This is a genomic window from Nocardioides aurantiacus (assembly GCF_003752505.1).
GTDB lineage: Bacteria > Actinomycetota > Actinomycetes > Propionibacteriales > Nocardioidaceae > Marmoricola > Marmoricola aurantiacus.
Genome location: NZ_RKHO01000001.1, coordinates 3,992,520 through 4,018,666, shown reverse-complemented (window position 1 = coordinate 4,018,666; position 26,147 = coordinate 3,992,520). Strand labels below are relative to the sequence as shown.

The window sequence follows — 26,147 nt, the reverse complement described above, 5'->3', positions numbered from 1 at the left end:
CGCGGTCCGGACGGGTGGGCCCGAGGGACCGGGTGGGAGGCCGCGCCAGGAGGCCGGCGAGGGGCAGGCGTACGCCGGCCGACCGCGCGCAGGTCGGGCCGCACGTCGCGTGGTGTCCTGGGTACGCACCCCCCGAGACACCCACCAGCAGAGGAGACCCCGTGCGCGCCATCGGTTACCGGTCCGTCGGAGACGCCAGCCAGCTCGAGGACGTCGAGCTGCCCGACCCCAGCCCGTCGGGGCGCGACCTCCTCGTCGAGGTGCAGGCGACCTCGGTCAACCCGGTCGACACCAAGGTGCGGCGGCGCCAGGGCCCCGACGAGGGCGAGGAGGTCAAGGTGCTGGGCTACGACGTCGCCGGCGTCGTGCGCGAGGTCGGGGCGGACGTCACGGCGTTCTCGGTCGGCGACGAGGTCTGGTACGCCGGCTCGATCGTGCGGCCCGGCGCCAACAGCGAGCTCCACCTCGTCGACGAGCGGATCGTCTCGCGCCGCCCGAGCAGCCTGTCGGTCGCCGAGGCGGCCGCGCTGCCGCTGACCGCGATCACTGCCTGGGAGCTGCTCTTCGACCGGCTCGGCGTCGAGCGCGGCGGCGGCGAGGGCCGCACCCTGCTCGTCGTCGGGGCCGCCGGCGGCGTCGGGTCGGTGCTCGTCCAGCTCGCGGCGACGCAGACCCGGCTGCGGGTGGTCGGCACGGCCTCGCGCCCCGAGACCCAGGAGTGGGTGCGCTCGCTCGGCGCCCACGACGTCGTCGACCACAGCAGCTCGCTGGTCGAGGAGCTGCGCGCGATCGGCGTCGACGGGGTCGAGCTGGTCGCGGCGCTGACCCACACCGACCAGCACTGGGACCAGCTCGTCGAGGCGCTCGCCCCGCAGGGCCGGATCGGCGTCATCGACGACCCGGTCGGCGGGCTCGACGTGATGCCGCTCAAGGGCAAGTCGGGTTCGCTGGCGTGGGAGCTGATGTTCACCCGCTCGACCTTCCGGACCGACGACATGGCCGAGCAGGGCGCCCTGCTCGGCGAGGTGGCCCGGCTGGTCGACGAGGGCGTGCTCCGCACGACCACCTCGGTCACCGACCCGGGCGTGATCAGCGCGGCCACCCTGCGCGAGGCCCACGAGTTCATCGAGTCCGGCCGTGCTGTCGGCAAGGTCGTCCTCGCGGGGTGGCCGGCCTGAGCCTCGCCCCGGCCCGCCGCGTCACCGCCGACTCGCTCGGCGCCTGGTTGCTCAAGGGCGACCCGCGGCACGACGAGGTCGCAACGTTGCTGAGCACCGGGTTCGCCGACCTGGGGACCCGGTGCGTGCGCCCGTCGTACCGCACGGCGCTGGTGGCCGCCGGCCAGCCGCTCCTGTACTGGGTCAGCGGGCGGGACCCACGCTTCCCCGCCGGCCTGCACGGCCGGGGGACGGTCACCGGCCCGGTGCGCGAGGACCCCGACCTCGGTCCGGTCGTCCCGCTCGCCCTCGGGCCCGTGACGCCACCGGTCCTGCGGGCCGACCTGCTCGCCCACCCGCTGCTGGCCGACCTCGAGGTGCTCCGGATGCCGGCCGGCAGCAACCCGTCGTACGTCACCCTCGATCAGCTCGCCGCGCTGCAGGCGGGGTGGCCACAGGTGCGGACCCACCCCATGTAACGCGGTGTTACACCACGCGTACAGGCGTTCCCAGGGGTCCTCAGATGCACTAACCCCGCGTTACATGGGAGACGGGGGCGGCTGGGTGGCTGGGGTGGCTGGGGTGGCTGGTGGCTCGGCGCCACCTCACCCTTTCGGTGGTGGTGGAAGTTCAACAGCATGTTGAAGTATGTTCTGGGTAAACACTGATTACTTGAACAAGCTGGTCGCACGGGCGGTCGGCACCCACACGAGGAGCACCCCCATGGCCGCCATCCTGTTCGGTTCGATCAGCAGCGTCGCCGACACCTCCGAGCTGCAGCGCGAGTCCTTCAACGAGGCGTTCGCCCAGCACGGGCTCGACTGGCGCTGGGAGCACGACGACTACGTCGCGATGCTCGAGTCCAGCGGCGGTGCCGACCGCGTCGCGGCGTACGCCGAGGAGCGTGGCCAGGAGGTCGACGCCCGGGCCGTGCACGCCACCAAGTCCTCGATCTTCCAGGACAAGCTGATCAGCGAGGGCGTGGAGCCCCGCCCCGGCGTCGTGGAGACCATCGAGGCCGCGCACCGCGAGGGCCTCAAGGTCGGCCTGGTCACCACCACCAGCCCCGACAACATCGACGCCCTGGTCACCGCGCTGCGGCCCCACGTCGACCTGCGCGGCTTCGACGTGGTCGTCGACGTCACCCAGGTCGAGCAGCCCAAGCCCGACCGCGACGCCTACGCCTTCGCCCTGGACCGCCTCGACGAGCAGGCCGGCGCCTGCGTCGCGATCGAGGACAACCTCGGCGGCGTCGAGGCGGCCACCGCGGCCGGCGTGACCGTCATCGCCTTCCCCAACGCCAACACCGCCGGCCACGACTTCGCCGGCGCGCACTCCCGGGTGGACAAGCTCGACGCCGCCGCCCTCGTCGGCCTGGCGCAGAGCGCCTGACCCACCCGGACCTCGATCCCAGACCCGAGAAGAGGAACCCCATGTCCAGCGTGCACGCGACCCTCGAGGCCACCGACTCGGCCTTCCACGTCTCCGGCCGGGAGTCGATCGACTTCAGCCTGGTCTACAGCCGCGGCGTCTTCGACCTCGACAACCCCGAGCTGGCCGACACCTACCGCGACTACGGCCGTTGCCTGGCCGTCGTCGACGAGCAGGTCGACGCGCTCCACGGCGAGCGGCTGCGGGCCTACTTCGCCCACCACGGCATCGACCTGACGGTGTTCGCGATCAAGATCGGCGAGCAGCGCAAGACCCTCGCCACGGTGGAGAAGATCGTCGACGCCTTCGCCGACTTCGGCCTGCTGCGCAAGGAGCCGGTGCTGGTCGTCGGCGGCGGGCTGACCACCGACGTCGCCGGGTTCGCCTGCGCGTCGTACCGCCGGAGCACCAACTACATCCGCATCCCCACCACCCTGATCGGGCTGATCGACGCCAGCGTCTCGATCAAGGTCGCGGTCAACCACGGCAAGCACAAGAACCGGCTCGGCGCCTACCACGCGTCGCAGAAGGTGCTCCTGGACTTCTCCCTGCTGGAGACGCTCCCCGAGGACCAGGTCCGCAACGGGATGGCGGAGCTCATCAAGATCGCGGTGGTCGCCAACGCCGAGATCTTCGACCTGCTGGAGAAGTACGGCGAGGAGCTGCTGCGCACCCGCTTCGGCCACCTCGACGGCAACGACCAGCTGCGCGAGGTCGCCGACACGATCACCTACGAGGCGATCAGGACGATGCTCACCCTGGAGGTGCCCAACCTGCACGAGCTCGACCTCGACCGGGTGATCGCCTACGGCCACACCTGGAGCCCGACGCTGGAGCTCACCCCCGAGGTGCCCTACTTCCACGGCCACGCCATCAACGTCGACATGGCGTTCTCGGCCTCGGTCGCCCACGAGCTGGGCTACGTCTCGGAGATCGAGCGCGACCGCATCCTCGGCGTGATGAGCAGCATCGGCCTCGCCCTGGACAGCCCGCACCTGACGCCGGAGCTGCTGCGCCAGGGCACCGAGTCGATCATGCAGACCCGTGACGGCCTGCTGCGTGCCGCGCTGCCGCAGCCGATCGGCACCTGCGTGTTCGCCAACGACCTCGACGCCGACCAGCTCGACGGCATGCTGACGCGTCACAAGGAGCTGGTCCGGGGCTACCCGCGCCAGGGCGAGGGCCAGGACATGTTCACCTCGCCGGCGGCATGACCTCGACCCGCACCACCCCGCGGCCGGTCACGCCGGTGGCCCTCCTCGCGGCCAGCCTGGAGGACGTCGTACGCCGCCTCGACGAGGCCGAGGCCCGTCCCGACGGCGTCGCGCTGGATCCCGCCCTGGGCTCGGAGATCCGGCGCGCCGCCGCCCTGGCGGCGGGGCTCGACCCCTACACCGCCGCCCTGTCCACTCCCGAGTCGCCCGCCCTCCGCGCATTGTCGGAGCGCACCGCGGCCGAGGACTGGGCGGGCGACGGCGCCGGGCTCGAGCAGGAGATGCTCTCCGGCCACCTCGAGGGCCAGCTGCTCAAGACGCTGGTGCACGCCACCCGGGCGCGGAAGGTGCTGGAGATCGGGATGTTCACCGGCTACTCCGCACTGGCCATGGCCGAGGCGGTCCAGGAGGTCGCGGGCGAGGAGGGCGTGGTCGTCGCCTGCGAGATCGACGAGCGCGTCGCGGCGCTGGCGCAGGAGTGCTTCGAGGCCTCCCCGGCCGGCGATCGCATCGACGTCCACGTCGGACCGGCGCTGGACACGCTCCACGCCTTGGCCGACGCCGGCGCGCGGTTCGACCTGGTCTTCCTCGACGCCGACAAGGCGGGCTACGTCGACTACCTCCGCGCCCTGCTCGACACCGGGCTGCTCGCCCGCCGCGGGCTGCTCGTGGTCGACAACACCCTGATGCAGGGCGAGCCGTGGACCGGGGGCACCTCGTCCGCGAACGGCGAGGCGATCGCCGCCTTCAACCAGGTGCTCGCCGACGACCCCCGCGTCGAGCAGGTGGTGCTGCCGGTCCGCGACGGCGTCACGCTCGTGCGCCGCACCGCCGGATGACCCGCCTCACCCACTCCGCCCGCACGCTCGGTGCGCTGGGCCTGCTCGGCCTGGTGCTGCCCGCCAACGCGGCGTTGACCACGACGGCGCTGGTGGCCTCGTGGCCTCGACGGGCTCGACCGACGGGACTCGGTCCTCGACCGACGCTCGAGGGTGCCCGGCGGTCGAGCCCGTCGCGACCCAGGACGGTGATGGTCAGCGGCGGCAAGATGACCAAGGCGCTGGCGCTGTGCCGGGCCTTCCACGCCGCCGGTCACCGGGTCGTGCTGGTGGAGTCGGCGCGCTACCGGTTCACCGGCCACCGCTTCTCCCGCTCGGTCGACGCGTTCCACACGATCCCCGACGCCGGGTCTCCCGACTACGCCGACGCCCTGGAGGCGATCGCGCGCACGGAGGGCGTCGACGTCTACGTGCCGGTCTGCAGTCCCGCGTCGTCGGTCGCCGACGCCCGGGCCAAGAAGCAGCTGGAGCAGGTCTGCGAGGTGGTCCACCTCGACGCCGACCGGCTGGAGCTGGTCGACGACAAGTTCCGCTTCGCCCGCGCCGCCGCCGAGGCCGGGCTGGGCGTGCCCGACACCCACCTGGTCACCGACGCCCAGCAGGTCCTCGACCACGACTTCTCCGGCGCCACCCGGCCCTACATCCTCAAGTCCATCGCCTACGACCCCGTGCACCGGCTCGACCTGACCCGGCTGCCGTTCCCCGGCATGGAGTCCTTCGTGCGCTCGCTGCCGATCAGCGAGGCCAACCCCTGGATCCTCCAGGAGTTCGTCGAGGGCACGGAGTACTGCACCCACTCCACCGTCCGCGACGGCCGGCTCACCGTCTACTGCTGCTGCGAGTCCTCGGCCTTCCAGGTCAACTACGACCACGTCGAGCACCCCGGCATCCGCGCGTGGGTCGACACCTTCGTCGGCGAGGCGGGCCTGACGGGCCAGGTCTCGCTGGACTTCATCGTCGACGGGCACGACGAGGTGCTCGCCATCGAGTGCAACCCGCGCACCCACTCCGCGATCACGCTGCTCCACGACCACCCGGGCGTCGCCGCGGCCTACCTCGAGGACGACCCGGACGCCGAGGTCGTGGTGCCGACGGCGGCCAGCCGGCCGACGTACTGGACCTACCACGAGGCCTGGCGGCTGCTCGCCGAGCGCGGTCGTCGCGAGCGGCTGCGCGTGCTGCGCGAGGGCACCGACGCGATCTTCGCCTGGGACGACCCGCTGCCGTTCTTCGTCACCCACCACGTGCAGGTGCCGTGGCTGCTGCTGCGCAGCCTCATCGAGGGCCGGCCGTGGCTGCGCGTGGACTTCAACATCGGCAAGCTCGTGGAGGCCGGCGGTGACTGACCCGGTGACCACGACGGGCCGGCGGCTGCGCGTGCTCCACCTCGTCGGCTCGCCCACGTCCGACCTCATGGCCGAGCTGTCCGTGCTGTACGCCGCCGACTGCCTGGTCGCCACCCACGACCCCGAGCGGCACGACGTCCTCGTCGCCCACGTCTCGCCCGACGGCTCCTGGCGCTTCCCGGCCGACCTGGCGCGGGCCACCGTGGCCGCCGCACCGGCCGTCGGCCTCGACGAGGCGCTGGCCCGGCTTCGCGCGGAGGCACCCGACGTCGCGGTGCCGCAGATGTTCTGCCTGGCCGGCATGACGACCTACCGCTCGCTGCTCGACCTGCTCGGGATCCCCTTCGTCGGCAACGCACCCGACGTGATGGCCCTGACCGCCCACAAGGCCCGCGCCAAGGCGGTCGTCGCGGCCGCTGGCGTGCGGGTGCCGGCCGGGGAGGTGCTGGCGCCCGGCGAGCGACCCACGCTCGGCCTCCCGGCCGTCGTGAAGCCGGTCGACGCCGACAACTCCTCGGGCGTCTCGCTGGTGCGTGACGACACCGAGTGGGACGCGGCGCTCGCCGCCGCCCGCGAGCACGGCGACGACGTGCTGGTCGAGGAGTACGTCGACCTCGGCCGCGAGGTCCGCTGCGGCGTCCTCGAGGTCGACGGCAGGCTCGTCGGCCTCCCCCTGGAGGAGTACGCCGTGGACCGCGAGACCAAGCCGGTCCGCGGCGAGGCCGACAAGCTGCGCCGCGACCCGGCCGAGGACGGTGCGGGCGAGGGCCCGGGAGAGGGCGCGGGCAGCCTGGCCCTGGTGGCCAAGACCGACGAGTACGCCTGGATCCTCGACCCCGCCGACCCGCTCACCGCCCGTGTCCACGAGGCGGCGTACGCCGCGCACCGTGCCCTGGGCTGCCGCGACTACAGCCTGTTCGACTTCCGGGTGGACGCCGACGGGGAGCCGTGGTTCCTCGAGGCCGGCCTCTACTGCTCCTACGCCGCCACCAGCGTCGTCGCCGTGATGGCCGACGCCGCCGGCACCTGCCTGCCCGACCTGTTCCGCGCCGGCCTCGACCAGGCCCTGGCGCGGGCCGTCCACCGATGAGGAGCACCCCATGAGGACCACCACCACCGAGCCCGTCGGCGTCGAGGTCACCGACCTCGACCTGCGCGAGGTCAGCGACGCCGAGGTCGAGCAGCTGCGGCTGCTGCTGGCCGAGCGCGGGGTCGCGGTCTTCCCCGGCCAGGACGTCGACGACGAGGCGTTCGTGGCGTTCCTGCGCCGGTTCGGCGACCTCGCCTTCACGGTCGGCGAGACCCCGGTCGAGGGCTGCCCCGAGCTCAACCTGATCAGCAACGTCGGGCGCACCACCCCGCCGCGGAGCCAGTTCCACGTCGACTCCAGCTATCTGCGGGTCCCTCCGGCGTACACCGCGCTGCGCACCGTCACCATCCCCGACGAGGGCGGCGAGACCCTCTTCACCAACCAGTACCTCGCCCACGACACCCTGCCCGCCGACCTGCGCGAGCACCTCGAGGGCCGGCGCATCACCCACGTCGTCACCGGGCTCGACCTCGACGACGACGAGGAGACCCAGGCCCAGCACCCGGTGTTCCGGCCGCACCCGGTGACCGGGCGCCCGGCGCTCTACCTCTCCACCGCCGCCCGCTGCGCCTCGATCAGCGGGATGGACGAGGCGGAGACGCAGGCGGTGGTCGCGCGGCTGCTGGAGCACTCCACCCGCCCGGAGAACACGCTGCGCCACGCCTGGTCGTCGGGCGACGTGGTGATGTGGGACAACGCCGTGGTGATGCACCGGGCCGACCACTCCGGCGTCGTCGGCGACCGCGTGATGCACCGCGGCATGGTCGCGGGACACGAGGCGGAGGCCGGCTCCGGCGAGGACCACCCGGGCTGGTGAGCGCGGCCGACCGGGAGGCGCTCACCCCAACAGGTGGTTCTGCGCCGGAGGTTTGCGCCGTGCCCCCCTCGAAGGGTTACGTTGTAAGTCAGGCAGTCGCCTGGAACCACAGGAATCGCTGTAGACACCGGCGACGTCTGAGATCGACACCCGTTAGTGGTGAGCTCATGACCTCGCTCCTCCCCCAGCCCTCCACCTCGCCGGACCTCACGGCCGCCGCGCCGGAGCCCGGCTCCGACGCCCCGGTCGCACCCCCGCGGAACCGCCGCTCGCTGCGCACCTCCGAGCTGTTCGCCGAGCTGGCGGACACCCAGGACGAGGCCGAGCGCACCCGGATCCTCGAGGAGGTCCTCCTGCTCAACATCCCGGTCGCGGAGTCGATCGCCTCGCGCTACCGCGGCCGCGGCGTCGGTGACGACGACCTGGAGGGCGTCGCCCGGCTCGCGCTCGTCAAGGCCGTACGCCGCTACGACACCGACTCGGGCCACGACTTCCTCTCCTTCGCGGTGCCGACCATCCGCGGCGAGATCAAGCGCTACTTCCGCGACTCCGGCTGGATGATCCGGCCGCCGCGCCGGATCCAGGAGATCCAGGCCGGCATCGCCGCGGTCGAGAGCGAGCTCGGCGCCCGGCTCGGCACCTCCCCCCGTCCCAGCGAGCTGGCCGCAGCCCTCGAGGTCGACCTCAGCGATGTCGAGGAGGCCCTGGCCGCCCGCGGCTGCTTCGTCCCGGCGTCGTTGGACCGGCCGGTCGGCGAGACCGGCGAGATGCCGCTGGCCGACCTGCTGGGCGACGTCGACCCGGCCCAGGGCGCCGCCGAGGCGCGCGCCGTCCTCGGGCCGCTGGTGAGCCGGCTCTCCGAGCGCGACCGCCGCGTCATCGAGCTGCGCTTCTTCTCCGGGCTCACCCAGCGCGAGATCGCCGACGACATCGGCGTGACCCAGATGCAGGTCTCCCGGCTGCTCAGCCGGATCCTGCGCGACCTGCGTCGTGGACTCGAACGAGCCCCTGCTGACACCCTGGTCGACGCCCGCTAGCGTCAGCGGGACGACGTGCGGGGCGCACGCCCGCCCCACCACCGAGGAGCGACATGGGAGCCGAGCCGGGGCCCGACCTGGCCCGCCTGCTGGCCCGCGTCAGCCGCGAGCTGATGGAGGGCCCCGAGGGCGAGGCCACCGCGTCCCGGGCCGCGCGCCGGGCCCTCGACGTCGTGCCCGCGGCCGAGCACTGCAGCATCACGCTGCGTCGCCGTGGTGACCGCGTCGAGACGGTGGCGTCGACCTCGGACCTGGCCGAGACCTGCGACGGGTTCCAGTACGCCCTGCGGGAGGGGCCGTGCCTCGAGGCGACCTGGGACGACGAGGTCTACGTCAGCGACGACCTGCGCCGGGACGAGCGCTGGCCCCGGTGGTGCGCCCGGGTGGCCGAGTCGGGCGTCGGGTCGGTGCTCGCCGTACGCCTGGCCACCGAGACCCGCACCATCGGCGCGCTCAACCTGTACGCCGAGCCGACCCACGCCTTCGACGACCAGGACCGCGACGTGGCGCTGCTCTTCGCCGTGCACGCCGCCAACGCGATCAGCTCCGCCGACGCCGTCGAGGGCCTCACCACCGCGATGGCCAGCCGGCACCTGATCGGCGTCGCCCAGGGCATCCTGATGCACCGCTACGACCTCGGGCTGGAGCAGGCCTTCGAGGTGCTGCGCCGCTACTCCAGCCACCAGAACCTCAAGCTGCGCGACCTCGCCCGCACCGTGGTCGAGCGGGGCGACCTGCCGTCGACCGACGCGACCGACCCCGCCTAGGACCCGTCCGGGACCCGTCCGGGAGCCACGCCCGGTGCCCGTTCGCGCGCGGCGCACGCCCACCCGCGGGGGTGGGAGTCCGAGCCGCGCCCACGGGTACCGGTAGCCCTGCGGCCACCGGCTCGGCGGTCGCCCACGAGAGGAGCACCCGATGAAGGCAGTCACCTGGCACGGCAAGCGCGACGTCCGCGTCGAGGAGGTCCCCGACCCCCGGATCGAGAAGCCCAACGACGCGATCGTGCGGGTCACCTCCAGCGGCCTGTGCGGCTCCGACCTGCACCTCTACGAGACGCTCGGCCCGTTCATGGGCCAGGGCGACGTCCTCGGTCACGAGCCGATGGGGATCGTGGAGGAGGTCGGCCCCGAGGCCGGCGACCTCGCCGTCGGCGACCGGGTGGTGATGCCGTTCCAGATCTGCTGCGGCCACTGCTGGATGTGCCAGCGCGGCCTGTTCACGCAGTGCGAGACCACCCAGGTCCGCGACCAGGGCATGGGCGCGGCGCTGTTCGGCTTCAGCAAGCTCTACGGCGAGGTCCCCGGCGGCCAGGCCGAGCTGCTGCGCGTCCCCGAGGCGCAGTTCATGCCGATCAAGGTGCCCCAGGGCCCGCCGGACGAGCGGTTCCTCTTCCTCTCCGACGTGCTGCCCACCGCCTGGCAGTCCGTGGAGTACGCCGACACCCCCGAGGGCGGCACCCTGCTCGTGCTGGGCCTCGGCCCGATCGGCGACATGGCCTGCCGGATTGCGCTGCACCGCGGGCTGCGCGTGATCGGCGTCGACCGTGTCACCGAGCGCATCGAGCGCGTCCGCCTGCGCGGCGCCGAGGTGCTCGACCTGCGCGAGGTCGACGACCTGGGCGAGGAGGTCCGCTCCCGCACCGCCGGTCGCGGCGCCGACGCCGTCATCGACGCGGTGGGCATGGAGGCCCACGGGTCGCCGGTCGCCGAGATGGGCCAGAAGCTGTTCAACGCCCTGCCCAAGCGGCTCAGCGCCAGCATCATGTCCAAGGCCGGGCTCGACCGGATGGCGGCGATCTACAGCGCCATCGACAGCGTCCGTCGCGGCGGCACCGTCTCCCTGATCGGGGTGTACGGCGGCCAGAGCGACCCGATGCCGCTGCTGACGATGTTCGACAAGCAGCTGCAGTTCCGGATGGGCCAGGCCAACGTGCGCCGGTGGAGCGACGACATCATGCCGCTGCTGACCGACGACGCGGACCCGCTCGGCACCGAGGACTTCGCGACCCACCGGGTGGCGCTGGCCGACGCCCCCGCGGCGTACGAGAAGTTCCAGAAGAAGCAGGACGGCGTGGTCAAGGTCGTCTTCGCACCCTGATCGCACCGCGGTCGCGCAGGACCGTGGCGGGTCGGGGCCACCTCGACCCGCTACGGTCCGCACGTGAACTCGCCCACGACCATCGTGTGGAGCAGCTTCGACGGCCGCTTCAGCGACAGCCCCCGCGCGCTCTACGAGCGCCTCCGCGCCGAGCGCGACGACCTCCACCACGTCTGGCTGGTCCGCGACGAGCTGCGCCACACCTTCCCCACCGACGTCACCCTGGTCACGAGCCGGACCCCCGAGGCGGCGCGGGCGCTGGAGTCGGCCGACCTCGTCTTCGCCAGCAGCCACATCGAGGTCGAGTGGGAGAAGAAGCCCGGGGCGACGTACGTCCAGACCTGGCACGGCACGCCGTTGAAGACCGTGCACTGGGACGTGCTGTGGGCGCCCGAGGGCAAGCTCGAGCAGCTCGACCGCGACGTGCAGCGCTGGGACCTGCTGCTCTCCCCCAACCCGCACGCCACCCGCTTCCTGACCCAGGCCTTCCGGTGGGAGGGCGAGCTGCTGGAGTCGGGCTACCCCCGCAACGACGTGCTCTCCGCGCCCCGCCACGACGCCCGCCGCGCCGAGGTCCGCGACGCGCTGGGCATCGACCCGGGCACCACGGTCGTGCTCTACGCCCCGACCTGGCGCGACGCCGAGGGCTACGACACCTCCCTCGACGTGCCGGTGCGGCTCGAGCTGGACCGGTTCGGCGAGGCGCTCGGCGAGGACCACGTGCTGCTGCTCCGCGCCCACAACATGGTGGCCGGGCGCTGGCACGTCGACGACCACGACTGGCTGCGCGACGTCTCGCTCACCCCGCCCGACGTCGCCGACCTCTACTGCGCCGCCGACGTGATGGTCACCGACTACTCCTCGACGATGTTCGACTGGGCCGTCACCGGCCGGCCGCTGCTCTACCTCGCCTCCGACCTCGAGCAGTACGGCTCGGTCACCCGCGGCTTCTACCTCGACCTGTGGCCCGACGCTCCCGGCCCGGTGCTGCGCTCCACCGAGGAGCTGCTCGACGCGCTGCGCGACCTCCCGGGCCTCGAGCAGGAGTACGCCGAGCGCTACGCCGCCTTCCGCGAGCGCTTCACCCCCCACGAGGACGGCCACGCCACCGACCGCGTCCTGCGCCACCTGGGGCTGCTCGGCTGAGGAGTCTCGACGAGCCCGACCGACGGCGAGCCGCACCCAGGTGAGGGTTACCTTCGTCGTCATGCACGCGCAGGTGGTCTCCACGACCCGGCTCACCCCCGGGATGGTCCGGATCGTCCTCGGCGGGGAGGGGCTCGCGGGGTTCACGATGCCCGACTCGACCGACGCCTACGTCAACCTGGCGCTACGGCCCGACGGGGCGCCGTACGACGAGGTGTTCGACCCCCGGGTGGTCCGTGACGAGCACCCGAAGGACGTCTGGCCGCTGCGGCGCCGCTACACCGTCCGCGCCTGGGACGCCGCGCGCGGGCTGCTGACGCTCGACTTCGTCGTGCACGGCGACCGCGGGGCCGCCGGGCCGTGGGCCGCGCGGGCGCAGCCGGGCGACGTGCTCGTGCTCGAGGGACCGGGGGCGGGCTACCGGCCCGACCCCGAGGCCGACTGGCACCTGCTGGTCGGGGACGAGTCGGCGCTGCCGGCGATCGCGGCGTCGCTGGAGGTGCTGCCCCGGGGCGCCCGGGCCGTGGTGCGGCTGGTCTGCGACTCGGTGGCGCACCAACTGCCGCTGGCCACCGACGCCGACCTCGACCTGCTCTGGGTGCACCGCGACCGGCCCGACGCGCTGCTCGACGCCGTCCGCTCGGTCGACTGGCCGGAGGGTCGGGTGCACGCCTTCGTGCACGGCGAGGCCGACGAGATCCGCGCGGTCCGGGCCCACCTGCTCGGCGAGCGCGGCCTGACCCGGCAGCAGATGTCGTGCTCGCCCTACTGGCGCCACGACATGGACGACGAGGCCTGGCGCCGCGTGAAGAAGGACTTCGTCGCGGCGATGGAGGCCGACGCCCCCTAGCTCGCGGCGCGACCCGGGCGACCCGCGCGACCCGCGTGACTGTGGCGTGCATCACCCCCGTCGGAGGTGGGTACAGCTCTGGCAGGGGGAGCTGGAAGGGAGGCCAGCGCGTGCTCCGGCGCGCGCCCACATCATGAGGACCACGAACGGCACGACCACCGGGGGCACCGTCCCCGACACCACCGGGACCGACGGGCCCCACGCCCGCACCGCTGATCTCGAGCAGCTCGAGCGCGACGTCCGCGCGCTCGTGCCCGACCTCGTCGGGCTGAGCCTGTGCCGCAACGGCCCCGACGGGCCGGTGACGCTCGAGGCGACGACCCGCCGGGTGCGGCTGCTCGACGCGCTGCAGCACCTCGACGGCGGACCCGCCCCGACCCGCGACCGCGACGTCACGATCAGCCGCACCCGCTGGCCCCACCTGGCCCGCGGCGCGACCGCGGCCGGGGTGGGCAGCACCCGCGCCGCCTCGGTCTGCGAGGGCGAGGTGGTCGTCGGCGAGGTCCACCTGTACGCCGCCGGCGACGACCCGTTCGCCGGGGTCGCCGACGACCTCGACGCCCTGCTCGACGGGGCCGGTCTCTGCACCCGCCTCAGCGCGGCGCCGCCGACGCAGGACAGCCCGCCCGAGGCCGCACCGCGCTCGCTGCGCGACGACGGCGTCGTGCACCGGGTCATCGGGCAGCTCTCGGTGCGGCTCGGCGCCGACCCGATCACGGCCTACGACCGGCTCGAGGCCGCGGCCCGCCGCGCCGGCGTCGGGTGCGAGGACCTCGCCGCGGTGCTGGTCGACCTGCGGCCGTAGGCCGGGGACTAGCCCCGCACCAGCCGGACGCCGGACCCCGCGCGCGACGCCGTCAGCCCGGCCAGGTCGGCGACGACCAGGTCGGTGCCGGGGGCACCCTCGGGCAGCGACACCCCGACGACGCGGGCGCCGGCGGCGACCCCCGCCTCGACGCCCGCCGGGCTGTCCTCGAGCACGACGCAGTCGGCCGGGTCGAGCCCGAGCCGGGTGGCCGCCTCGACGTAGGGGTCGGGTGCCGGCTTGCCGTGTGCCACGTCGTCGGCGGTGACCAGCACCTCGGGCACGGGCAGCCCGGCCGCCTCCAGCCTGGCCAGCGCGAGCCGGCGGGTGGCCGAGGTCGCGACGGCCCAGGGCAGCCCGGCCCCGGTGAGCGAGGTGAGCAGGGCGAGCGCGCCCGGCAGCGCGACGGTCGCGCCCGCGGTGGAGAGCTCGAGCTCGTCGATCCGCTCGGTGGCCCGGGAGACCTGTTCGGCGGGCAGCAGGCCGGCGACGGTGTCCGCCGCGCGGCGGCCGTGGATCAGCGCGAGCACGTGGTCGGGGTCGAGGTCGTGCTCCCCGGCCCACTGCGTCCACGCCTCGTTGCCGCTGGCGACCGAGTCCACGAGGACCCCGTCGTTGTCGAAGAGGAGTCCGGCGACGTCGAGGTGGGTCACGGGGTGGACGCTACGGGGCTCAGCCGAGCACCAGCACGACACCCACGATCACCGGCACCGAGGCGAGCGTGGTGAGCAGCACCGAGTCGCGGGCCAGGGTCTCGGCCCGGCGGTAGCGGCTGGCGATGATGAAGATGTTCTGCGCCGTCGGCAGCGCCGCGGTCACCACGACCGCCACGAGCGCCGGCCCCTCGATGCCGAGGAGCACCGCCACGACGTACGCCGTGAGCGGCTGGACGGCCAGCTTGCAGGCCACGATGACGCCCAGCTCGGCACGGGCGCCCGCCTCGGCCAGGCCGGGACCGAGCCGCAGGGCGATGCCGTAGGCCAGCAGCATCATCGGGATCGCCATCGCCCCGACGAGCTCGACCGGCGCCTGCACCGCGGTGGGCAGGCGCCACCCGGTCGCGGCGAGCACCAGGCCCGCCACCGAGGCGAGGGTGAGCGGGGTGCGCAGCGGCTGGCCGGCCACCTGGAGCAGGCCGGTGCGGCCGCGGGTCCGGCTCTCGAGCACGGCGAGCGAGAGCGGCTGCAGGAGCAGCAGCTGCACCAGCAGCGCCGGCACGACCGCCGCGGCGTTGCCGAGCACGTAGCCCGCGATCGCGAGTCCCAGGTTGCCCGCGTTGACGTACGTCGAGCACAGCACCCCCACGAGCAGGCCGTCGAGGTCGCGCCGCAGCCACCACCGGGCGTACGCCGCGTAGGCGCCGCCGGCGACCACGACCGAGGCCAGCGCCGCGACCGTGCCGCCGACCAGCGCCGCGTCGAGGTCGGTGCGGGCCATCGTGGTGAGGATCAGCGCGGGCGAGGCCACCCAGAACGCCAGCCGGCTGAGCTCGCGCTGCGTGACCTCGGTGACCACCCGCAGGTGGGCCAGCAGCGCCCCCAGCCCGATGACGAGCGCGAGGGTGACGAAGCCGTTGAGCAGGGCCACCTCAGCCGCCGGTCGCCGGCACTAGCGGCGGGACCGCGCGGCCGGCACGACCAGCGCCGACGGCACCAGCACGATCGCCACCACCAGCAGCGCGTCGAGGGTGCCGACGTGGTCGGCGACGAAGCCGATCAGCGGCGGGCCCGAGAGGAACGCGGCGTACCCGATGGTCGAGACGACGCTGACCCGTGCTGCCGCCCGCTTCGGGTCGTCGGCCGCGGCGCTCATCCCGACCGGGAAGCCCAGCGACGCCCCGAGGCCCCACAGCACGACCCCGACGACCACGAGCGCGAGGCTCTGGCCGAGCACGATCAGCAGCACGCCGCCGCCCGCGGCCGCCATCGTGGCCCACAGCACCGGCACCCGGCCGAACCGGTCGAGCAGCACCGGCCCGCCCAGCCGGCCGACCGTCATCGCGGTCACGAAGACGGCGAAGCCGGCGACGCCGACCCAGTCGGCCACGTCGTACCCGTCGACCAGCGCCAGGGCCAGCCAGTCGTTGGCGGTGCCCTCGGTCAGCGCCAGGGCCAGCACCATCAGGCCGATCAGCAGCGTGCGCGGCTCGGTCCACGCCGACCACGACGACGGGGTCGGCCCCTCGTCGCCGTCGTGGGCCGCGTCCTCGTCGGGCAGGAACATCCGGGTGCAGGACAGCAGCACGGCCACGGCGAGGACCGCCAGCACGGGCAGGTGGCCCGCGGTGGGCACCCCGAGCCCGACGGCGGCCGCGCCCACGGCCGAGCCGAGCACGGTGCCGAAGCTGAACGCGGCGTGGAAGCGCGGCATCACGGTCCGGCCCAGGTGCTGCTCGACGGCTGCGCCCTCGACGTTCATCGCGACGTCCCACACGCCGGTGCCGACGCCGTAGAGGAACAGCCCCACCGCCGCGACCGGCACCGAGGACACCCCGATCGCCACGGCGGCGAGGGCGAGACCGACGAGCGCGCTCAGCCCGGCCACGCGCACGACGAGGGTGGTGCCCAGCCGCGAGATCAGCGCCCCCGAGGTCGGCATCGACAGCAGCGACCCGGCCGCGATCGCCAGCAGCAGCAGGCCGAGCTGGCCGTTGTCGAGCCCCAGCGACCGCCGCGCCTCCGGGATCCGGGACACCCAGGTCGCGAACAGCAGCCCGTTGAGGAAGAACGTCAGCGCCACCGCGTTGCGCGCCGCGAGCGTGCTCGCGCTGCTCCGGCTGGTCGGGGAGGGCATGCTGGCGGTCGGTCCGGACACCGCACGAGCCTAGGTGGCCCACGGCGCGGCGCCGCACCGGGCGGGTGCCCGCCGGTTCGCCGATTCTCCGCCGCGACGACCAGCACAGGTGTTCACTGTCCCCAGCACTCCCCCGCAGATCCCAGGAGCTCCTCGAAGTGCCAGCACCCGTGGTCGAGGCCCTCGTCGTAGGCCGCCCGTGTGCCGTCGCGGCCGCCCTGGTGGCGGCCGTGCAGGTCCACGGCGGCTCGCTGTCGGGGGTGGGCGGCTTCGGCAGCCTGGTGACCTGGCGGGTGCTCGACGCCCGGCTCGACCTGGTCGAGCTGCAGGCCGAGGTGGTCGACGCCCCCGGCCAGCCCGGGGTCACCCGGGTGCGCGTCACCCGGGTCGACGCGGCCCTGGCCTCGACCGAGCGGTTCGTCAGCCCACCCCTGCCGACCCGCGCGGACGACGACCGCGGCACCGGCTGAGCGCCGCCGTGGAGCCGGTGGGTCGGGTCGCGCAGCTGTGGCGCTACCCGGTGAAGTCGATGGGCGGCCACCGGGTGCCCGCGGCGACGGTGGGGCGGCGCGGCGTACGCACCGACCGGCTCTGGGCCGTCCGCGACCTCGAGACCGACGTCCTGGCGACCGCCCGCCGGCTCCCCGGGCTGCTGGCCTGCGAGGCGCGCTTCGACGGCGAGCCGCCGGCCGACGTCGGGCCGGGCCGGCCGTGGCCGGTGGTGGTGACCCTCCCCGGCGGCGAGGAGCTGGGCAGCGACGACCCGCGCGTCCACCAGCGGCTCTCCGAGCTGCTCGGGCGGCGGGTGCGGCTCGCGCCGCTGCCGCCGCTCGGTGACCGCCGGGCGCACCGGGCGGGCGTGCAGACCCCCGCGTCCGTACGCCGCGACCTCGGCCTCGACCGCGACGACCGGCTCCCCTCCCGGCCGGCCATCCCGCTGGCCACGCTGCTGCGGCTGGCGCGCTACGCCACCCCGCCGGGCAGCCACGTCGACGTCTTCCCGGTCCACCTCCTCTCCACGACCACCCTGGCGACGCTCGCGGCCGAGGCGCCGGGGTCCCGGTTCGACGTACGCCGGTTCCGGCCCAACGTGGTGCTCGAGCTGACCGACCCGGACCGGGCGCCCGACCCCGGGCTGCCCGAGCACGGCTGGTCCGGCGGCACCCTCCGGCTCGGCGGCGCCCGGCTCGACGTGGTGACGCCGACGGTGCGGTGCGTCGTGCCCACGCGGCCCCAGGCCGGCCTCGACCGTGACCGCGAGGTGATGCGGGCGGTGGCGCGACGGGCCGACCGCTTCGCCGGGGCGTACGCCGAGGTGGCGGCCGAGGGTCCGGTCCACGAGGGCGACGAGGTCTCCCTGACGCCGGGCCGTCCCCCGGGCGTCGTACGCCGTGCCGCCGACCGCGCCCTCGCCGCCACCCTCCAGCGGGCGGTCCGGCTGGGCGCCTGACCCTCAGTGGTCCGAGCAGGTCCCCACGAGCTCGACGGTGTGGCTGATGTCGCGGAAGCCGTGCGCCTCGGCCGTCGCGGCGGCCCAGGTCTCCACCGCGGGGCCCTCGACCTCCAGGGCCTTGCCGCACACGCGGCAGACCAGGTGGTGGTGGTGGCTCCCCGAGCACAGCCGGTAGGTGACCTCGCCGGTCTCCGAGCGCAGCGAGTCGAGCTCGCCGCCCTCCACCATGGCCTGGAGGGTGCGGTAGACCGTGGCCAGGCCGACCCGCCGGTCGGCGCGGCGCATCTCCTCGTGGACGTCCTGCGCACTGCGGAAGTCCTCGAACCCCGCGAGCGTCTCGGCGATCGCCGCGCGCTTGGCGGAGGTGCGGCCGCGCGGCGTGGGCGTCGGGTCGGTCACGCCGTCACCCTAGCCAGGCCGGAGGCCGCCCCCGAGGACGGCGCGGCGGCACGGTGCGGAGGCACCGGTGGTCTACTCCCAGCGGTGACCGTGTCCACATCGATGTCACGACCGACCCGCATCGCCCCTACGCTTCTCGGGTGCTGCATGACTCAACTACCCCGGTCGACTGGTCCGACTACGCCGCCGTGCTGTTCGACCTCGACGGCGTGGTCACCCCGACCGCCGAGGTGCACATGCGCGCCTGGGCCGAGATGTTCAACGCCTTCCTCTCCGGGGGCGACGCCGGCGGCGGTGACCGCGCGGCGTACACCGACGCGGACTACTTCGCCCACGTCGACGGCAAGCCCCGCTTCGACGGGGTCCGTGACTTCCTGTCCTCGCGCGGCATCGAGCTGCCCGAGGGCGAGGACGACGACCCGGCCGACCGCGAGACGGTCAAGGGCCTGGGCAACCGCAAGAACGACGCCTTCAACGCGGTGCTCGAGCGCGACGGCGTCGAGGGCTACCCCGGCTCGGTGCGCCTGCTCGACCACCTGCGCTCGCTCGGCCTGCCGCTGGCCGTGGTCTCCTCCTCGGCCAACGCCCCGGCCGTGCTCGAGACCGCCGGGCTCTCCGACCGCTTCGCCACCGTCGTCGACGGCGCCGTGGCCAAGGCCGAGGGCCTGCCCGGCAAGCCGGCGCCCGACACCTTCGTCCGCGCCGCCGAGGTCCTCGGCACCACCCCCGACCGCGCCGTCGTGCTGGAGGACGCCGTCTCCGGCGTCCGTGCGGGTGCGGCCGGCGACTTCGCGCTCGTGATCGGCGTCGACCGCGGCGCCGGCGTCCAGACCCTCACCGACGCCGGGGCCCACCTCGTCGTCGCCGACCTCGACGAGCTGGTGCCGCCCACCCAGGACGCGCCGTGAACCGCCGCCAGAAGATCGCGCACCCGATGGACCGCGGCCGCTTCCCCGCCGACCCGTGGCGGTTGGTGGAGACCACCCACCGCTACGAGGACCTCGGCACCACCGAGACCCTGTTCGCCGTCGGCAACGGCTACCTCGGCATGCGCGGCAACCCCGAGGAGGGCCGCGACGCCGTCGCCCACGGCACGTTCGTCAACGGCTTCCACGAGACCTGGCCGATCCGTCACGCCGAGGCCGCCTTCGGCTTCGCGCGCACCGGCCAGACCATCGTCAACGTCCCCGACTCCAAGCTGATGAAGCTCTACGTCGACGACGAGCCGCTCATCCTCGGCACCGCCGACCTCGAGCACTACGAGCGCAGCCTCGACTTCCGCGACGGCATCCTCCGGCGCAGCCTGGTCTGGCGCACCCCCTCGGGCAAGCGCGTCCTGGTCGAGTCGACCCGGATGGTCTCGATGACCCAGCGCCACCTCGCTGTGATGACCCTCGAGGTCACGATGCTCACCGGAGACGCGCCGATCGTCATCTCCTCGCAGCTGCTCAACCGCCAGGACGGGCAGGACGAGTACCACACGCCGTACGAGGCGATGGGCGAGGGCACCGACCCCCGCAAGGCCGCCGCGTTCGACCAGCGGGTGCTGCTGCCGCGGATGCACTACGCCACCGAGGACCGGATGATGCTGGGCTACCAGTGCGCCCGGTCGCAGATGACCATCGCCGTCGCCGCCGACCACCGGCTCGAGACCGAGAACGAGCACGAGGTGCTGGTCCGCGGCAGCGAGGACCTCGGCAAGACGGTCTTCCGGGTCGAGGCCCGCGAGGGCCGGTCGATCCGGCTGGAGAAGGTCGTCAGCTACCACACCTCGCGCGGCGTGCCCGTGCGCGAGCTCTCCGACCGCTGCGACCGCACCCTGGACCGCGCGCTGCGCCACTCGGTGACGCACTACGAGGAGGAGCAGCGCGGCTGGTACGACCGGTTCTGGGCCACCAGCGACGTCGAGCTCGACGGCGACGCCGAGCTGCAGCAGGGCGTGCGGTTCAACCTGTTCACCCTCGCCCAGGCCAGCGCCCGCGCCGACCGCCAGGGCGTCCCGGCCAAGGGCGTCACCGGCTCGGGCTACGAGGGCCACTACTTCTGGGACACCGAGATCTACGTCGTCCCGTTCCTGTCCTTCACCCAGCCCCACGTGGCGCGCAACCTGCTGCACTTCCGCAACCGGATGCTCCCGGCGGCGCGGCAGCGGGCCCGCGAGATGGCGCAGAGCGGGGCGTTGTTCCCGTGGCGCACGATCAACGGCGAGGAGGCCTCGGCGTACTACGCGGCCGGCAGCGCCCAGATGCACATCGACGCCGACATCGCCTACGCCCTGATGCAGTACGTCGGCGCCACCAACGACGTCGGCTTCCTGGTCCGTGACGGCGTCGACCTGCTCGTCGAGACCGCCCGGATGTGGTCCGAGCTGGGGTTCTGGCGCACCAACGGCAAGCCCAGCTTCCACATCCACGGCGTCACCGGGCCGGACGAGTACACCACCGTGGTGAACAACAACCTGTTCACCAACGTGATGGCCCGCTACAACCTCGAGAAGGCCGCGCTGGTCGTCGAGCGGATCCGCGAGCACTACCCGGTCGACCACCAGAAGCTGGTGCACCGGCTCGGGCTGGGCGCGGACGAGGTCGAGACCTGGAAGCGCTGCGCCGAGGGGATGGCCATCCCCTTCGACGAGGGCCTGGGCATCCACCCGCAGGACGACTTCTTCCTCGACCGCGAGGTGTGGGACCTCTCGCGGACGCCGATGGAGAACCGGCCGCTGATGCTGCACTACCACCCGCTGGTGATCTACCGGTTCCAGGTGCTCAAGCAGGCCGACGTGGTGCTGGCGATGTTCCTGCACGGCGACCGCTTCACCGACGAGCAGAAGCGCGCCAACTTCGAGTACTACGACCCGATCACCACCGGCGACTCCACCCTGTCGGCGGTCGTGCAGTCGATCATGGCGGCCGAGGTTGGCTACCACGAGGTCGCGATGGACTACTTCCGCCAGGCGGTCTACGTCGACCTCGGCGACCTCCACGAGAACACCGTCGACGGCATCCACGTCGCGTCCGCCGGCGGTGTGTGGAGCGCCATCGTCTTCGGCTTCGCCGGCATGGGCGACCGCGAGGGCCGGCTCAGCTTCGACCCCCGCCTGCCCGCGGGCTGGGACGCGCTGCGCTTCCCGCTCGCGTGGCGCGGCTCGCAGCTGCGCGTGGAGATCACCCAGGACTCGCTCGCGGTCACCTGCCTGTCGATGGGCGAGGAGAAGGTGCACGTCCGCGTCGGCGGCCAGCTGCACAAGGTCTGCGTCGAGGAGCCGCTCGTGGTCGCCCTGGCCGACCAGGGCCCGCGCATCGACGGCCTGCTCGGCGACAAGCCCCAGGTCGGTGGCACCCGCGCCGACGGCACCAAGATCACCGCGGGCGTGCCCGAGCCGATGATGTTCGTCGAGGACGTCGCCCCCGAGATGGACGCGCCCCTCGAGATGGTCGTCGGCGAGGGCGACAACGCCTTCGGCCGGGGCTGAGGACGGGTGGCACCCCGCCGCCGTCGCGGACGACGTGGCGGGGCACCACCCACGGCACCTCCGTGGCTCGCTGCTTGACCAACGTGGGATGCCGCGGACGATCACCTCGGGCCTGGGCTGCGCACCCGAGGTGGCATCCACCCCTCACGTACCCAGCGCGCGTGGTCTGACCCTCGGCCCCCGCCCGACCGGTGGGCCACCCCACCCCGGGGCCCAGCCCACCGGGGCGCGCCGACCGCTCCGGACGCGCTACGGAGAGGGTGGCACCTGCCACCGTCTCCGTAGTCCTCGCCTAGGTGTGGGAACGGCGCTGGGAGGCGCCGGCCAGGGTGCCCATGACGGCGAAGGTGGCCGTGGTGCCCAGCACGATCAGCACCGGGGCGGTCCAGGCGTCGGTCGCGTCGTGGGCCAGGCCGAGCACCGCGGGGCCGGTCGCCGCCACGACGTACCCCACGCCCTGGACGAACGCCGAGAGCTGAGCGCTCTCGCGGTCGGTGCGCGAGACCTGCACGACGATGGTGAAGATCGCGGCGAAGCCGCCGCCCTGCGCGACGCCGCCGAGGACGCTGCCGAGCAGGTAGAGTTCCGGGGCGAGCAGCAGCTGCACCGGGAAGCACACCCACAGCAGCCCCACGACCGCGATGGTGACGGCGGGCGAGAGCCGCGTCGCGAGCAGGGGCACGCCGAACGCCCCGACGATCGCGCACACCTGGAACACCGACGACGCGGTGCCCGCCCCGGTCGCCCCGAGGCCGATCTCGTCGGCCAGCAGGGAGGGCAGCCAGGCGGTCAGGGCGTAGTAGGAGCTGGCCTGCCCGGCGAAGGCCAGGCCGAGCAGCCAGGCGATCGGGGTGCGCCAGACGATCCTGACGTCCGACGGGGACGGTGCCGGCTCGGCCCCGCCCGTCGGGACCGCCCGCCGGGACCCCGACCGCCCGCGCCACCACCGCCACGCGGCCAGGGCGAGCACCGCGGGCAGCGCCCAGACGGCCAGGGCGACGCGCCAGCCGAGGGCCTGCGCGACGGGGGCGGTGGCCAGCGTGACGACCATCGAGCCGAGGTTCATCGCGGTGACGTAGACCCCGGTCACCACGCCCGCCTGCGGCAGCGGCGTCTCGCGGCGGATCACCACGGGCACGACGACGTTGCCGACGGTGATCGCGGCGCCGACCACGAGGGTGCCGAGGACCGCGAGCGGGTAGCCGCCGAGGCTGCGGACCACCGAGCCGACCACCACCAGGCCCAGGCAGATCGAGACCGCCTGCGCGATGCCCGAGCGCCGGATCACCGCGAGCGCGACGGGAGCGAGCAGACCGAAGCAGAGCACGGGCAGGCTGGTCAGCAGCCCGACCGCCGCGCTGCCGACGCCGAGGTCGGTGCGCAGCTGGCCGGTGATCGGCGCCACCGCGACGAACGGCGAGCGCAGGTTGAGCGCGACCAGCACGAGGACGGCCACGAAGACCCACGGCAGCGCCCCCGGACGCGCGGCAGTGCGCGGACGGGGAGGGGTCATCCGGTGTTGCGCATCCCCGCCGCGATGCCGTTGATCGTCAGCAGCAGCGCCCGCTCGAGGTCGGGGCTCTCCTCGCCGGCGCGCAGCCGCGAGAGCAGCTGCACCTGGAGCAGGTGGAGCGGCTCGAGGTAGTTCTCGCGCACCTCCAGCGTCTGCCGCAGCACCGGCTCCCGCTCCAGCAGCCGCTCGTCGCCGGTGACGGCCAGGACCCGGGCGCAGGTGAGGTCGTACTCCTCGCGGATCACGGCCAGGATGCCGTGGGTGTGCTCCGGGGCCAGCGTCGTGACGTAGCGCTCGGCGACCTCGAGGTCGGCCTTGAAGAGCGTCATCGCGACGTTGTCGAGGAAGGTGCGGAAGAACGGCCAGGCGGCGTACATCTCCCGCAGGTCGTCCTCGCTCCCGTCGACCGCGGCCAGGCCGGAGCCGACGCCGAACCAGCCCGGCACGATCTGCCGCGACTGGGTCCAGCCGAACACCCACGGGATCGCGCGGAGTCCGTCGAGGCCGGCGTCCTGCTGCGGACGCTTGGAGGGCCGCGAGCCGATGTGCATCGAGCCGAGCAGGTCGACCGGGGTGCAGGCCAGGAAGTACTCCGCGAGGTCGTCGCGCTCCACGAGGTCGCAGTAGCGGCGGTGCGCGTGGGCGGAGACCTGGTCCATCAGGTCGTCCCAGCGCTTCGCCTGCTCCGGCGTACGACGGTCCCGGCGGTGCAGCAGCGAGGCCTCGAGCGTGGCCGCGACGAGCAGCTCGAGGTTCTCCCGCGCCAGCACGGGGAGGGCGTACTTGTCGCTGATCACCTCGCCCTGCTCCGTCAGCTTGACCTCGCCGTCGACGGTGCCGAAGGGCAGCGCCATGATCGCGTCGTACGTCGGACCGCCGCCGCGACCGACGGAGCCGCCGCGGCCGTGGAAGAACCGCAGCCGCACGCCGTGGCGACGCGCGACGTCGCGGGCCAGCCGCTGGGCCCGCTGGATCTGCCACTGCGAGGTGGCGATGCCGCCGGACTTGTTGGAGTCGGAGTAGCCGAGCATGACCTCCTGCACGTCGCCGCGCAGCCGCAGCAGCTCGCGGTAGGACGGCTCGGCGAGCAGGCCCTCGAGGATCGGCTCGACGCGCTCGAGCTCCTCGACGGTCTCCAGCAGCGGCACGAAGCCGATCCGCGCGACGCCGCCGGCGAGGTCGACCAGGCCGGCCTCGCGGGCGAGCAGCGCGGCGGCGAGGACGTCGTCGACGTCGCGGGTCATCGAGATGATGTAGCTCTCGACGGCGCGGCCGCCCAGGCTGTCGAGCGCCTCGCGGATCACGCCGAAGACCTCGGCGGTCCGGCGGCCGTCGTCGTCGATGGGCGGCGGCTGCTGCGAGAGCGGACGGTGCACGGCCAGCTCGCGGGCGAGGACCTCCGTGCGCTCGGCCTGGGTGAGGTCGGCGTAGGGCGTGTCCAGGGTGCCGAGGCGGTCGAGCAGCTGGCCCAGGGCGTGGTGGTGCTTCTCGGCGTGCTCGCGGACGTCGAGGGTGGCCAGCGTCAGGCCGGACGCGGCGACGGTGCGGACCAGGCGCTGCAGGTCGCCGCCGGCCAGCAGCGGGCCCTGGTGCTCCAGCACCGAGGCGTGCAGCAGCACGAGGTCGGCCAGCAGCTCGGCGTCGTCGCGGTAGTCGCGGCCCGGCTGGTGGGGCGCGCCCGTGCGGATCCGCTGCTCGGTGACCTGGAGCCGCAGGTCGACGCAGGTCAGGAAGAGCCGGTAGGGCTCCTCGACGTTGAGGCGGCGGTAGCGCGGCTCGACCTCGGGCAGCCCGTCGAGCATCTCCTCGGTGCGGGCCAGCAGGTCCTCGGAGACCGTGGAGAGCCGCACCGAGACCGAGAGGGTGCGCCGCAGCTCGTTGACCTTGCGGCGGATCACCGCGATGCCGTGGGTGGCCTGGAGCCGCAGCACCTGACGGGTGGTGTCGGGCGTGACGTTGGGGTTGCCGTCGCGGTCGCCGCCCATCCAGGTGCCGAACCGCAGCGGGGTGGTCTCCAACGGCAGCTCGACGCCCCAGTCGGCCAGCTGCTCCTCGAGCTCCTCGAGCACGTCGAGCACCGCCGCCGAGGTGAGGCCCTCGAGGTAGTAGATGCCGTTGCGCGCCTCGTCGACGACCTCGGGCCGGTCGATGCGCAGCTCGTCGGTCTGCCACAGCAGGTCGACGGCGCCCTCGAGCTGGCGGGTGCGGCGGGGGGTGTCGGGCTCCTCGAGCAGGGCGGCGACCGAGCGCAGCTTGTCGAGCGTCGTGCGCCGCGCGACCTCGGTGGGGTGGGCGGTGAAGACCGAGCGCACCGCGACCTGCGCGACCGTGGCGGCGACGTCCTCGGCCTCGGTGCCGGCCTCGCGGACCCGACGCATCGCGCCGGCCAGCGGCCCGCCGTGCTCGCCGCGCTGCTCCAGCAGCGACCGGCCACGGTGCTCCTGCTCGGTGACGTTGGCGAGGTGGAAGTACGCCGTGAACGCTCGCGCCAGCGTCATCGCGGTGGGCAGGTCGAGCTCGGGCAGGTCGAGCGAGTCGTCCTTGGCGGCGAGGCGGACGCTCTCGACCAGGTCGAGCAGCTCCTGGCCGTGCGTGCGGGTCAGCGTCTCGCCGAGCATCGAGGTGACGAGCCGGATGTCGTGGCGCAGCGGCGCCTCGGGGGCGTGGGGCAGGTGCTCGGACATG

Annotated in this window: 24 protein-coding genes; 18 read left to right on the top strand and 6 right to left on the bottom strand. The window is 73.8% G+C overall.

Going from position 1 to position 26,147, the window contains the following annotated elements:
• The first annotated feature begins 161 nt into the window (after positions 1-161).
• The 14 genes from EDD33_RS19425 to EDD33_RS19360 all read left to right on the top strand — a co-directional run bounded on the left by EDD33_RS19425 (position 162) and on the right by EDD33_RS19360 (position 13,832).
• Positions 162-1,178 (top strand): zinc-binding alcohol dehydrogenase family protein, encoded by a 1,017-nt coding sequence (locus EDD33_RS19425; RefSeq protein WP_123392758.1) that lies wholly within the window; start codon positions 162-164, stop codon positions 1,176-1,178.
• Positions 1,166-1,636, top strand: a complete 471-nt coding sequence (locus tag EDD33_RS19420) for a hypothetical protein (RefSeq protein WP_211332608.1) — start codon at positions 1,166-1,168, stop codon at positions 1,634-1,636. Before EDD33_RS19425 ends, EDD33_RS19420 begins: the two co-directional genes overlap by 13 nt.
• Positions 1,637-1,880: 244 nt before the next feature.
• Positions 1,881-2,549 carry an HAD family hydrolase gene (locus EDD33_RS19415; RefSeq protein ID WP_123392757.1) on the top strand — a complete coding sequence of 223 codons (669 nt, stop codon included), beginning with the start codon at positions 1,881-1,883 and terminating at the stop codon, positions 2,547-2,549.
• A gap of 41 nt (positions 2,550-2,590) precedes the next feature.
• Positions 2,591-3,802, top strand: a complete 1,212-nt coding sequence (locus EDD33_RS19410; protein ID WP_123392756.1) for a sedoheptulose 7-phosphate cyclase — start codon at positions 2,591-2,593, stop codon at positions 3,800-3,802.
• The gene (locus EDD33_RS19405) at positions 3,799-4,641 is read left to right on the top strand and encodes an O-methyltransferase (RefSeq protein WP_123392755.1); all 843 of its coding nucleotides are present in this window, start codon (positions 3,799-3,801) and stop codon (positions 4,639-4,641) included. The genes EDD33_RS19410 and EDD33_RS19405 overlap by 4 nt, the downstream gene beginning before the upstream one ends.
• Entirely contained in the window at positions 4,638-5,987 is a 1,350-nt protein-coding gene (locus EDD33_RS19400; protein ID WP_123392754.1) for an ATP-grasp domain-containing protein, read from the top strand. Before EDD33_RS19405 ends, EDD33_RS19400 begins: the two co-directional genes overlap by 4 nt.
• Positions 5,980-7,077, top strand: coding sequence for a D-alanine--D-alanine ligase family protein (locus EDD33_RS19395; RefSeq protein WP_211332607.1), 1,098 nt, complete (start codon positions 5,980-5,982; stop codon positions 7,075-7,077). Before EDD33_RS19400 ends, EDD33_RS19395 begins: the two co-directional genes overlap by 8 nt.
• Before the next feature lie 10 nt (positions 7,078-7,087).
• A complete protein-coding gene (locus EDD33_RS19390; RefSeq protein ID WP_123392753.1) occupies positions 7,088-7,894 on the top strand; it encodes a TauD/TfdA dioxygenase family protein in 807 nt (268 codons plus the stop codon).
• Positions 7,895-8,061: 167 nt separating this feature from the next.
• Positions 8,062-8,931: a sigma-70 family RNA polymerase sigma factor gene (locus EDD33_RS19385; RefSeq protein WP_123392752.1), complete on the top strand. Its 870-nt coding sequence runs from the start codon at positions 8,062-8,064 to the stop codon at positions 8,929-8,931.
• 53 nt (positions 8,932-8,984) lie between these two features.
• Positions 8,985-9,698 (top strand): GAF and ANTAR domain-containing protein, encoded by a 714-nt coding sequence (locus tag EDD33_RS19380; protein ID WP_123392751.1) that lies wholly within the window; start codon positions 8,985-8,987, stop codon positions 9,696-9,698.
• A gap of 151 nt (positions 9,699-9,849) precedes the next feature.
• Complete coding sequence (locus tag EDD33_RS19375) at positions 9,850-11,031, top strand: alcohol dehydrogenase catalytic domain-containing protein (RefSeq protein ID WP_123392749.1); 1,182 nt, start codon at positions 9,850-9,852, stop codon at positions 11,029-11,031.
• A gap of 63 nt (positions 11,032-11,094) precedes the next feature.
• Entirely contained in the window at positions 11,095-12,177 is a 1,083-nt protein-coding gene (locus EDD33_RS19370; RefSeq protein ID WP_211332606.1) for a CDP-glycerol glycerophosphotransferase family protein, read from the top strand.
• 61 nt (positions 12,178-12,238) lie between these two features.
• Complete coding sequence (locus EDD33_RS19365; RefSeq protein WP_123392747.1) at positions 12,239-13,027, top strand: siderophore-interacting protein; 789 nt, start codon at positions 12,239-12,241, stop codon at positions 13,025-13,027.
• A gap of 133 nt (positions 13,028-13,160) precedes the next feature.
• Positions 13,161-13,832 (top strand): hypothetical protein, encoded by a 672-nt coding sequence (locus EDD33_RS19360; RefSeq protein WP_123392745.1) that lies wholly within the window; start codon positions 13,161-13,163, stop codon positions 13,830-13,832.
• 8 nt (positions 13,833-13,840) lie between these two features.
• Here EDD33_RS19360 and EDD33_RS19355 read toward each other — a convergent pair whose 3' ends face one another.
• Genes EDD33_RS19355 through EDD33_RS19345 form a run of 3 tightly spaced genes read right to left on the bottom strand, consistent with a single transcriptional unit; the run spans position 13,841 to position 16,646 of the window.
• Positions 13,841-14,485 (bottom strand): HAD-IA family hydrolase, encoded by a 645-nt coding sequence (locus EDD33_RS19355; RefSeq protein ID WP_123392744.1) that lies wholly within the window; start codon positions 14,483-14,485, stop codon positions 13,841-13,843.
• A 19-nt stretch (positions 14,486-14,504) separates the two neighbouring features.
• Entirely contained in the window at positions 14,505-15,419 is a 915-nt protein-coding gene (locus tag EDD33_RS19350) for an AEC family transporter (protein WP_123392743.1), read from the bottom strand.
• Between the two features lie 21 nt (positions 15,420-15,440).
• Positions 15,441-16,646: an MFS transporter gene (locus tag EDD33_RS19345; protein WP_246003620.1), complete on the bottom strand. Its 1,206-nt coding sequence runs from the start codon at positions 16,644-16,646 to the stop codon at positions 15,441-15,443.
• 137 nt (positions 16,647-16,783) lie between these two features.
• On the opposite strand from EDD33_RS19345, the gene EDD33_RS19340 reads away from it, so the two are divergent.
• Together EDD33_RS19340 and EDD33_RS19335 are read left to right on the top strand one after the other, a co-directional pair.
• The gene (locus EDD33_RS19340) at positions 16,784-17,095 is read left to right on the top strand and encodes a hypothetical protein (protein WP_148077145.1); all 312 of its coding nucleotides are present in this window, start codon (positions 16,784-16,786) and stop codon (positions 17,093-17,095) included.
• An 8-nt stretch (positions 17,096-17,103) separates the two neighbouring features.
• Positions 17,104-18,075: an MOSC domain-containing protein gene (locus tag EDD33_RS19335; RefSeq protein ID WP_211332605.1), complete on the top strand. Its 972-nt coding sequence runs from the start codon at positions 17,104-17,106 to the stop codon at positions 18,073-18,075.
• A gap of 3 nt (positions 18,076-18,078) precedes the next feature.
• Here EDD33_RS19335 and EDD33_RS19330 read toward each other — a convergent pair whose 3' ends face one another.
• Positions 18,079-18,477 (bottom strand): Fur family transcriptional regulator, encoded by a 399-nt coding sequence (locus tag EDD33_RS19330; RefSeq protein WP_123392740.1) that lies wholly within the window; start codon positions 18,475-18,477, stop codon positions 18,079-18,081.
• Positions 18,478-18,617: 140 nt separating this feature from the next.
• On the opposite strand from EDD33_RS19330, the gene EDD33_RS19325 reads away from it, so the two are divergent.
• Positions 18,618-19,385 (top strand): HAD family hydrolase, encoded by a 768-nt coding sequence (locus EDD33_RS19325; protein WP_123392739.1) that lies wholly within the window; start codon positions 18,618-18,620, stop codon positions 19,383-19,385.
• 26 nt (positions 19,386-19,411) lie between these two features.
• Positions 19,412-21,949 carry a glycoside hydrolase family 65 protein gene (locus EDD33_RS19320; RefSeq protein WP_123393728.1) on the top strand — a complete coding sequence of 846 codons (2,538 nt, stop codon included), beginning with the start codon at positions 19,412-19,414 and terminating at the stop codon, positions 21,947-21,949.
• Positions 21,950-22,241: 292 nt separating this feature from the next.
• On the opposite strand, the gene EDD33_RS19315 is transcribed toward EDD33_RS19320, so the two are convergent.
• On the bottom strand, positions 22,242-23,462 hold the full coding sequence (locus EDD33_RS19315; RefSeq protein ID WP_123392737.1) for an MFS transporter: 1,221 nt from the start codon (positions 23,460-23,462) through the stop codon (positions 22,242-22,244).
• Positions 23,459-26,146, bottom strand: coding sequence for a phosphoenolpyruvate carboxylase (gene ppc / locus EDD33_RS19310; protein WP_123392736.1), 2,688 nt, complete (start codon positions 26,144-26,146; stop codon positions 23,459-23,461). Before ppc ends, EDD33_RS19315 begins: the two co-directional genes overlap by 4 nt.
• Position 26,147 lies beyond the last annotated feature (1 nt).